We start from the raw sequence: 6,831 nt of genomic DNA on the forward strand, positions 1-6,831 counted from the left end.
CCGAGTGGCCCCAGGTCTTCACCAACGCCCGGCTCTGTAAGGCCGTGCTCGACCGGCTCACCGACCAGGCACACATCGTCGAGACCGGTTCGGAGTCGTACCGCTTCCGTAGAACCCTGCGGAAGAAGACGAAGGACTAAGCCTGGGTGCTCGGTTCTGCTTCCGCTCCGCCCTCCGGGCTACGCTCCAGCAGAACCGAACACCCTCAACCTCAACGTCCCAGAGGGTGGGCCAAAACAAACCGCCGAAGTGGGCCAAGCCAAGTTGCCAAACTCAGCCGACCGAATTCGCCCGGATGGAGCGCGATGGTGAGCTCTTTGAGTCTGACCATGCGTTCAACGAAAGCTACGGCGTACCGCACTCTGTATTGGAGGTTGAGGGTGACATCGCGCTTATCGTTACCGCTGCTGGCGCCCTCACACTGAAGCGGCTACTTCCAAATACGATGACTCTCTTCATCCTCCCAGCCAGCGCTGGGATTGCAGCAAGTCGTATTGCCGATCGACGTGCAAGGGGAGCAACTGAGCTGCGTCATCATCGACCGGCTGCCATTCTCTGTGCCAAGTGATCCAGTCCTCCAGGCTCGCGTGAAAGCGATCGATGCAGGCGGGGGTAGCGGATTCTTCGACTATCAGGTGCCAAAAGCGGCCATCGCACTCAAACAGGGATTCGGACGACTCATCCGTTCGACGACCGACCGCGGCATCCTGGCTATGCTTGACCCTCGTATCCAGCACCACGGTTACGGGAAGATGTTCATGGAAAGCTTACCTCCCTACACCATCACAAACGATATCGAAGACCTTCGCCGGTTTATGCACCTACGCCGACAGGCAAAGATACCGCTCAAAAACAATCACACCTGACTCAACGGCTTTAGGATCTCGTGTTGTACCAGCACGTGTCTTACTATCCATAGGAAGGTGTCACCGCTATGCGTTTGATCGTCGAGTACCTCGGCACTGGTGTGACTGGCTGGCCAACGCCCTTCGCTGTCGGCCCAATGTATCGGGCATGGGTGCAGGACCCGGTCACCGGCTCTGAAGTCGAGTTGCCGCGTGTGCAGCGGATCGAGGGATACAAAGAGGCTGAAAAGATGAGCTACCCAACGGATATCACCATAGTCTTCGAGGGTGGACGGATCATTTTTCCTCGCGAGGACGTTTCCATTCGGGAAGATGGAGGAACAATCATCGAGGGCAAGCGGGTCGCGCCGAAGAACAGGAGGCTCAAGGATTGAGCAAGGCTAAGCACGATGTCGGCGGCAAGAGAATGCTGCCAGTTCCTATCTGGGTTCGTAGCTCAGCCGTCTTCGGCGGGCAAAATCACGAATACAGATACGTCTTGATTCGGGAATGGGATACTTCCCTGCCCTCCGTAATGTTCATAATGATGAATCCCAGCACCGCTGACCCCTCATACGACGACCCCACTGTTGCCAAATGTAGGCGATACGGCGAGAACTGGGGCTACGGTACACTCCTGGTCGGCAACACGTTCTCGTATCGGGCGACTGATCAATCCCGGCTAATGACTGTGTCGGACCCCGTGGGGCCTGACAATGACGCCCACTTGCTGGAGATGGCAAGCCGCGCGTCGTTGGTTGTCTTCGCCTATGGAAAGCCGCATCGGTCGCTTCAGTCTCGAGGACCAGCCGTCGCGCGCCTGCTTTCTGACGGCGGTAAGCGGCCCCTGTACACCCTAAAACTCTGCGGCGACGGTACACCCATGCACCCTCTCTACTTGCGGGGAGACTTGAAGCCGCGTCTCTGGAGTGCGGCGACGTGCACCGCGCCCTAACGAACCTACCCTAAGAGGAATGATATGAACTTGCCCGGTACACTGAAGCGCCTATGCCGCCAAGATCTCCGACTACGAGAACGATATCCGCGACATACGCGACTTTTTAGCGACACTCCAATAAAGGCGTTTGTCGCCGCCTTCCGGCTACCTGACTGGTCGGCAAACCTTCCCTAATCGATACCGTCATCCGGGAGGAAACGCGATGAGTCGAGGGTACAACCAGTCATTCTGGAAGCACGTCGGCAAACACAAATCCATCGCGCTCGACCACCTCCCCCACGCGTACTGCGATCGGGCGTGAGAACACCGGCGCGTCACAAACGAACGTGTGAAATTCCCCATTTTCGCCGCACGGGTCGATTTCGGGGGGCAGAGCCTCCAGCAAGCGCAGGTCGTAATCACGACCGGCAAAGGATCTCGCGAGTCTCGAGGGGTCGACGCAGGTAATCTTTGCTTTCACGCCCGCCGCGATCATCTCCCGGCCCAATTGTTCCGTGGGAATTTGCCAGACCGGAAAAAGCGGTTCGAGCCCGCTCCCCTGTAGTTGCCGCACCCGGTAGTCTCGAATGTCGTGAAGAAACAGGTCTCCGAATGCGATAGCGGTGATTCCCTCCATCGTTGCCCGTTGGCACACAGCGCGCATCCGCTCTTCGTATTCCAGGTTAGAACACGGCCATGGCAGTTCCACCGCCCAGAGCGGGAGCCCAGTTCGCTCGGCCTGCGCTTCCACTAACGCACGCCGGACTGCATGCATCGCCACGCGGTCCGCTGCGGAGTTAAAAGTTGTGAACAGTGCGGCCACCTGGATGTCCGGCTGTTGCCGAAGGAGATGCAGCGTCCAGGCGCTGTCTTTACCGCTGCTCCACGATAAGAGAACCTTCCTCAAGTCCGGCTCACGAGAATCTGCGGCGCGTCGCTCGCCGCCTGCGCTTCGATCCGTCGCCAATGCACTCCCGCAGTTCCGCCGAATGAGACACCATGGAGGATTTCGGCGATGATCTCTGCCGTTTGAGAGATCGTCATTCCGGAACGGTTGAAGAATAGATTACCGTCCGCAAATGCGACGTTGCCTTTGCGTACTGCCTGAAGCTCCCGCCACCATGGATATTGTTCCAATATGGCTAGTTCACGCAGGCTCCGCTCCAAGTTGTATCCGCAGGGCGCGACAATCAGGTATTCCGGATCAGCAACCCGAAGCTGCTCGCCAGGAATGGCGGCTGAGTATTCTCCTTTTCGTCCAAGTAGAAGCTTGCCGTTCGCGATTTCCACCAGCTCCGGACCCCAGTTTCCCATTGCGAATACGGGATCCGTCCACTCAAGCATGACCACGGTTGGCGGTGCGAAACGCGCAGCCTCCTTCCTGACCGTGTCAAGGCGCTGTCGTTCGCGGCGGACAAGGACCTCGCCTTGCTCCTCGAGATCCAGCGCTTGCGAGATCCGTCGAATACTTTGAAAGATTTCTTCCAAAGACGCGGCGGACAACGCCATTTGCTGCGCTGTGAGTGAACAAGCACCACTTCGCTGCACATCGCCGGGAGTCACAGCGCACACTTCGCAGTGTGCTTGCGCGATCAGCAGATCGGGACGCAACTCTCGAATCAATTCTCCGTGGACGTGATACAGCGGTTCGCCTGACCGGAGCCGGCGCCGAACCTCTGTATCGATTTCTCTACTCGAAACAGACACGTCAAAGGCGGGTTCGCTGCAGGCAGGGAGCCGTCGCACCCAGTCCGGGTTATCGCACTCATGCGACCGCCCTACCAGCATTTCGCCAGCGCCTAAGGCACAGACGATTTCCGTGGCACTCGCGAGGAGAGAAACTATGCGCATGCTATGCATGCCTGATCCATCGGTTGGCAATAAAGGCTGAGGGCCGCACCCAGGAACACCATCCCTATCCATATGCGTCTCTGAATTCCCATCGTTGATCCCTACCGCTATTCTAGTTCCTCTGGCAGTCCTGAGCTCCTGAAAATCAGCAACAAGTATCTGAAGGCGATCAGAGCCTGCCAGAGATTGGAACTGCAAACGCGCTGTTCGCATAGGTGGGCCGTACTCGGCATTTCGGTTCGAGCCGCCACGCGATAACTTCTGGATCGTCGCTATTCGGAAAACAATGCCGCCGAACGACGGTCCTGAATTGCCGTCGTAGTGCATGGAAACGGGGTTTCAAGTAACTTCGTCGCTGAATTTGTGTCGAGGTGGGCGAACCTACCTGAAACCGGACATTTTATGTGGCGCTGGCGGTGCGATTCTTTGTGAAATGAGTTGACCGAGCTGGTGTGATCGCGAAACAGGCCGCGAGTTGAGCGGCCTGGCAGCTTTGTCACTTGACACTGAGGTCCCAGATTGCCAAAATTTCGCATGCGATTAGCTGTCCTCTGTCTCCTAGCGACTGCCGTACTTCCTCGTTTATGCCGGGCACAAGCTCCTGTTTTCGAGGTTACACCGGTACAAAGTACGATTAAGTTCAATGTGAAGGCCTCGGTCCCCATAAGCGGTAATTTCGAAAAATGGGACGCCACGCTTACGTTTACATCTCCCGATGTCACAACGGGCGTCTTGGACGTCAAGATTCAGGCCGCCAGCGTGAATACCGGAAGCGGCATGAAGGACAAGAAGCTGAAGAGCCAAGACTTTTTTGACGCCGAAAATGATCCGTTGATCACGTTCCAGTCAACGAAGATCGTACAGACCGGTCCAGTCACCTTTGACGTGCCGGGCACCTTTACGATACGCGGCGTCTCTAAACCAGAAACCCTGACGCTGACGGTTTCCGGCAAGGGGACAGGTTCGGGCGACATCAAGGGGGTCATGGCCTTTGACCGCAAGGACTACGGGATGACCAGCGGCATTCCCTTCATCAAGATCGCCGACCGCGTTGAGGTGGATGTAGACCTCAAGGCGAAGCAGGTAAGTGGGCCTCGGTTGGTCTACAAACAGTAGCGATCCCCGGAGAACGCTAATGTGTGCGTTCGTGGTCGTCCATGGGCCGGGTGACTCCAATTAGGCCGAACTTGCTCTGGAGGACCTTATAAAAGGAGAAGCATGGATCGCAGCCGCGTCGATACTCTTGTTTTGTCTTGATTGGCCTCGTCGAATGTCACGCAGAACGCGCAAGGCCAAAGGGAGGCAGCAGATCGCCGAGGAGGCGTACATCTATGGCTTCCCGATATTCATGAACTACCGTGATGTACGAGTACGTGATGGACACCAAATCAGGCTAATACAAGTCGCCGCTTAACGGCCTCCGTACAAGCGTCATCCTCACGGTTCTGGATGGTCGGCAAACCTTACCTTACGGATTATGGAAGGGTAGCCCGTTACACGGCCGGAACCCGGATAACTGGTATGTTAGCTGCCGGTCTTGGATTGTCTAGCGAGCGCATTGGCGATTTGCGATAGCTAAACAAACTGAATAGACAATCTGGAATGACGGCCATCTGAGTTCTGGAGACACTTTGGACAAGGCGCTGAAGAGTGCCAACTGGCTGCCAAGGAAGTTCGGTCCTTGTACCCTCTCCAGAAGGAGATGCCTGCGAGGGGGGAATGTGACAAGGCAAAAGATTCGGACGCCGGACTGCTCCAGGCGACCCGCCACAGGCCGGAAGGGTTGATCTCTGATTGGTCCGCCATCCCTTCTCTCAGACTTCGAAACGTGGTCGAAGCCGAAGAGGACTAAAGTTGGCTGATCGGGGTGAAGTCGCACCAAATCCTTAATATTGTCAGCAACCGCTTGTTCACGATCCTCAAGATACGGGCTGCCCTTCGCGGGCCCGGTGCCGAGTTCCAGCCCCTGCTGATAAGAACGTATGGAATACTCGATCGTACGAAGCTCGGAGATAAAATCATGCCTCAAGACTTTAACATTAGCTGTCCCAAGTGCGGAGATACCATTCATCTCGACGAGACCCTTGCCGGTCCGGTGATTTCCCGTATTCGCTTAGAGGCAAAAAATACCATCAAAAAGGTGCAGGAGGAAGCCGATGCTAAAGTGCTCAGGGCAACGGCCCTTGAGGATGCTCTGGCGGCGAAGGAACTGGAGCTGATCGAAAAAGAAGCTTCAGTCCACACACAGGTAAACCAAGCGCTCGCCGTCGAACGGAAAAAAATCGCAGCCACAGAGCGCGAAAACATTCTTAAAGAGCTGTCCCCAGAGATGGAGGCCGAGCGTGCGAAGGCCAAGAATTTACAAGAAAGGCTAAACACAGCTCAACGGGCGGAATTCCAGCTCAGGCAGGAAAAAGAAACCGTCGACGAAAGATCCAAGAATCTTGAACTCGAAGTTGCTCGAAAAGTTGACGAGCAGCGCAAAGCGATCCACGAACAGGCCCGTAAGGAAACTGAAGAAGCGGCTAGGTTGAAGTTTGCCGAGACCGAGCAAGCGCTCTCCGATTTACAGAAAGAGGCCGATGCCAAAGCAACGCTCGCAACCACCCTCACCGCTACTCTGGCGGCGAAGGAACTGGAGCTGATCGAAAAAGAAGCTTCAGTCCACACACAGGTAAACCAAGCGCTCGCCGTCGAACGGAAAAAAATCGCAGCCACAGAGCGCGAGAACATTCTTAAAGAGCTGTCCCCACAGATGGAGGCCGAGCGCGCGAAGGCCAAGAATTTACAAGAAAGGCTAAACACAGCTCAACGGGCGGAACTCCAGCTCAGACAGGAGAGGGAGGCCATCGAACAGAGAGCCCAAAGCCTAGAACTTGAAATAGCTCGAAAAGTTGATGAGCAACGCAAAGCGATCCACGAACAGGCATTTAAGGACGCCGATGATGCGGCAAGATTAAAGATCGCTGAAAAGGACAAGACAATCTCCGATATGCAGCTCAAGTTGCAGGAAGCTCAGCGTAAAGCAACACAGGGCTCTCAGCAATTGCAGGGCGAGGTCCTAGAACTCGACTTCGAGTCCACGCTGAGGCAGTTGTTTCCTCAGGACACCATCGAACCGGTTAAGACGGGCACACGAGGCGGCGATATTCTGCAACGCGTTCTCGGTCAGATGTCGCGCCCCGTGGCAACGATATT

General features: G+C 56.0%; 8 protein-coding genes. 6 read left to right on the top strand and 2 right to left on the bottom strand.

The genetic code is table 11. From position 1 onward, the window contains the following. The 4 genes from Q363_RS47155 to Q363_RS29465 all read left to right on the top strand — a co-directional run. A partial coding sequence (locus Q363_RS47155; RefSeq protein ID WP_035357831.1) for an ATP-binding protein occupies positions 1 to 140 on the top strand: 140 nt, incomplete at its 5' end. A gap of 354 nt (positions 141 to 494) precedes the next feature. Then, on the top strand, positions 495 to 866 hold the full coding sequence (locus Q363_RS29455; RefSeq protein WP_035357832.1) for a helicase C-terminal domain-containing protein: 372 nt from the start codon (positions 495 to 497) through the stop codon (positions 864 to 866). 68 nt (positions 867 to 934) lie between these two features. Next, positions 935 to 1,240: a hypothetical protein gene (locus Q363_RS29460; RefSeq protein WP_035357835.1), complete on the top strand. Its 306-nt coding sequence runs from the start codon at positions 935 to 937 to the stop codon at positions 1,238 to 1,240. Beyond that, the gene (locus Q363_RS29465; protein WP_035357836.1) at positions 1,237 to 1,800 is read left to right on the top strand and encodes a DUF1643 domain-containing protein; all 564 of its coding nucleotides are present in this window, start codon (positions 1,237 to 1,239) and stop codon (positions 1,798 to 1,800) included. Before Q363_RS29460 ends, Q363_RS29465 begins: the two co-directional genes overlap by 4 nt. A 226-nt stretch (positions 1,801 to 2,026) precedes the next feature. Here the strand turns inward: Q363_RS29465 and Q363_RS29470 are convergent, their stop codons facing one another. Together Q363_RS29470 and Q363_RS29475 are read right to left on the bottom strand one after the other, a co-directional pair. Beyond that, on the bottom strand, positions 2,027 to 2,689 hold the full coding sequence (locus Q363_RS29470) for a Dph6-related ATP pyrophosphatase (RefSeq protein WP_035357838.1): 663 nt from the start codon (positions 2,687 to 2,689) through the stop codon (positions 2,027 to 2,029). Further along, positions 2,686 to 3,960, bottom strand: coding sequence for an ABC transporter substrate-binding protein (locus Q363_RS29475; protein WP_084080901.1), 1,275 nt, complete (start codon positions 3,958 to 3,960; stop codon positions 2,686 to 2,688). Before Q363_RS29475 ends, Q363_RS29470 begins: the two co-directional genes overlap by 4 nt. Before the next feature lie 207 nt (positions 3,961 to 4,167). Between Q363_RS29475 and Q363_RS37035 the strand changes: the two genes are divergently transcribed. After that, positions 4,168 to 4,749, top strand: a complete 582-nt coding sequence (locus Q363_RS37035) for a YceI family protein (protein ID WP_084080902.1) — start codon at positions 4,168 to 4,170, stop codon at positions 4,747 to 4,749. Positions 4,750 to 5,500: 751 nt separating this feature from the next. Beyond that, a partial coding sequence (locus Q363_RS29485) for a DUF2130 domain-containing protein (RefSeq protein ID WP_035357840.1) occupies positions 5,501 to 6,831 on the top strand: 1,331 nt, incomplete at its 3' end.

Source organism: Edaphobacter aggregans DSM 19364 (assembly GCF_000745965.1).
GTDB lineage: Bacteria > Acidobacteriota > Terriglobia > Terriglobales > Acidobacteriaceae > Edaphobacter > Edaphobacter aggregans.

Excerpts from the sequence above, each read along its gene's own strand:
- Q363_RS37035 (WP_084080902.1), top strand. The coding sequence starts at position 4,168 with ATGCGATTAGCTGTCCTCTGTCTCCTAGCGACTGCCGTACTTCCTCGT.
- Q363_RS29475 (WP_084080901.1), bottom strand. The coding sequence starts at position 3,960 with ATGCACTACGACGGCAATTCAGGACCGTCGTTCGGCGGCATTGTTTTC.
- Q363_RS29460 (WP_035357835.1), top strand. The coding sequence starts at position 935 with ATGCGTTTGATCGTCGAGTACCTCGGCACTGGTGTGACTGGCTGGCCA.